Origin of the sequence: Rothia sp. ND6WE1A (genome assembly GCF_001683935.1) — a bacterium.
GTDB lineage: Bacteria > Actinomycetota > Actinomycetes > Actinomycetales > Micrococcaceae > Rothia > Rothia amarae.
Window position 1 is genome coordinate 1 of the sequence record NZ_LXTU01000017.1, and the last position, 2,002, is coordinate 2,002.

3 protein-coding genes are annotated in these 2,002 nt (G+C 56.1%); 2 read left to right on the top strand and 1 reads right to left on the bottom strand.

Annotation, left to right across the window (positions count from 1 at the left end; translation table 11 throughout):
* Together A7E48_RS01930 and A7E48_RS01935 are read left to right on the top strand one after the other, a co-directional pair.
* A partial coding sequence (locus tag A7E48_RS01930; protein ID WP_141669343.1) for an ABC transporter ATP-binding protein occupies nucleotides 1-813 on the top strand: 813 nt, incomplete at its 5' end.
* Nucleotides 810-1,628 (top strand): energy-coupling factor transporter transmembrane protein EcfT, encoded by an 819-nt coding sequence (locus A7E48_RS01935; RefSeq protein WP_233125939.1) that lies wholly within the window; start codon nucleotides 810-812, stop codon nucleotides 1,626-1,628. The genes A7E48_RS01930 and A7E48_RS01935, both read left to right, overlap by 4 nt.
* Before the next feature lie 14 nt (nucleotides 1,629-1,642).
* Here the strand turns inward: A7E48_RS01935 and A7E48_RS01940 are convergent.
* The coding region (locus tag A7E48_RS01940; protein WP_198924109.1) for an aminotransferase class IV at nucleotides 1,643-2,002 on the bottom strand (360 nt) is incomplete at its 5' end.

The following is a 2,002-nucleotide window of genomic DNA, read 5'->3' on the forward strand; positions in this document are numbered from 1 at the left end:
GCCGGTGATGTATTGATTACGGCGGAGAAAATTGCCGTGACCCGGCAGAACCCTTCCCGCCGCATCATCAAAAATCGGCGCGCAGATTTGCTAGCTGGTCGCTCACCTCATCTTGGCTTGCAACCGGTTGCCCAGAATCTCAGCGTTCAGGTACGAGCTGGTGAACACCTGGGAATCTTGGGGCCTAACGGCTCCGGTAAATCAACTTTTGCACTCACCCTTGCCGGGTTGCTCCTGCCGGTGGCGGGTGAACTGACAGCAAGTCCTGAACTGAGCCAGGGCGTAGATATGAAAGATCCAGCCCTGAGAAGCGATATAGCCTCATGGAAACCGGCGGATCTCGCCTCCCGTATTGGGCTGGTATTTCAGGAACCCGAACAGCAGTTCATCCGATCCACCGTACGGGAAGAACTAGAGTTTGGACCCCGTCATATTGCCCGTTCTCGTAGACAACCTGTGGATGAAACGCAGTTACACGTGCGCGTCGAAGAATTGCTAGAGCGGCTGCGGCTTAAACATGTGGAGAGCGCAAACCCTTTCACATTATCTGGCGGTGAAAAACGTCGGCTCTCGGTTGCCACGGCGTTGGCTAGTGCTCCACGCGTCCTGGTTCTTGATGAACCTACGTTTGGCCAAGACGCTAATACTTGGAAAGAGCTAGTTCTTCTAATTCGCGAGTTGCTCGATGAATCGGTGGCGGTCATTTCAGTGACCCACGATCTTGATTTTGTGCGAGCTGTAGGTGGACGAACGTTCGTTCTTGACTCAACACATCGAGTTTCGACGGACGCCACATCAAGGAGGGCACTGTGAGCGCACCTTTACTCTCGTCCACGGACTTATTCGCACCAGCTCCAGCCCGTACCGGGCGGCTGGGACAGCTCAACGCCGGCGTCAAACTTCTGGCAACCCTTTTGATGACTATCGGGCTACTACTCGTTAAAGACTGGGTGAGCGTTGGCTCGATTTTCTTGCTTGAACTGGTTGCCCTCAGATTGTTAGGGCTGAACCCCCTCAAACTGCTGGGCACCTTCTGGCCTATTCTGTTTGCCGCGCTACTCTCGGGCTGGTCTACCTCATTGCTCGTCGAAAAAACCGGAGAAACTCTGATTCACTGGGGCGTTCTCTGGATTACGACAGATTCTTTAACGGTGGGTGTAACTCTTGCCCTGCGCGGGCTAGCTCTAGCGCTTCCCGGCCTCATGCTGATTACCACCACCGACCCCACCGACATCGCCGATTCCCTAGCACAGACCGCAAAATTGCCCGCGCGATTTGTGCTGGCAGCGCTCGCCTCCTTGCGACTCGTGGGTCTCATGATGAGCGAATGGAACGTACTGGGGCAAGCCCGACGCGCTCGCGGTCTGGGCTCTCAAGATAGCCTGTGGCAACGGCTCAAAACACTGGTAGGGCAAACTTTCGCGCTCTTAGTTCAGGCAATTCGCAGAGGAACCCGGTTAGCGACCACAATGGAGGCGCGCGGATTCGGATCCGGCAAACGAACATGGGCGCGAGTGCCTACCTATAGCCGAGCTGACTTGTGGTTTTTCGTGGGGGCGCTCGCTATTTGTGCGGCAGGCATAGGTCTATCGGCCACTGCCGGTACCCTGCTGTGGATGTGGCAGTAAGCGAACCTGAAAAGCTACCCCTGGGCGAGGTAGTCCAAGAGCTCGGCGGTGAACTCCTCGTTGTGCCGTAGGGGATTGCCGTTGAGGTGGGTCACCGGTGCAAGTAGACGAACAGAGGATGCTAGCCATACGCCGTCTGCCTCATACAAATCCTGGGGATAGAGCGGCCCGAATCCTAGCGCCCAGCCGTTTTTCTGCGCTGCCTTGAAAATTGCCCCCTGAGTAGTGCCGGGCAGAATCCCGTGGTTAGGTTCGGGGGTGAGCAGAGTCTTAACCCCGTTGTTTACCCGCGCCACGATGACCGAGCTGGTAGCTCCTTCAAGGATGCGGCGGTCATCGGTTACAAAGATGACGTCATCTGCACCCTGCTTTTT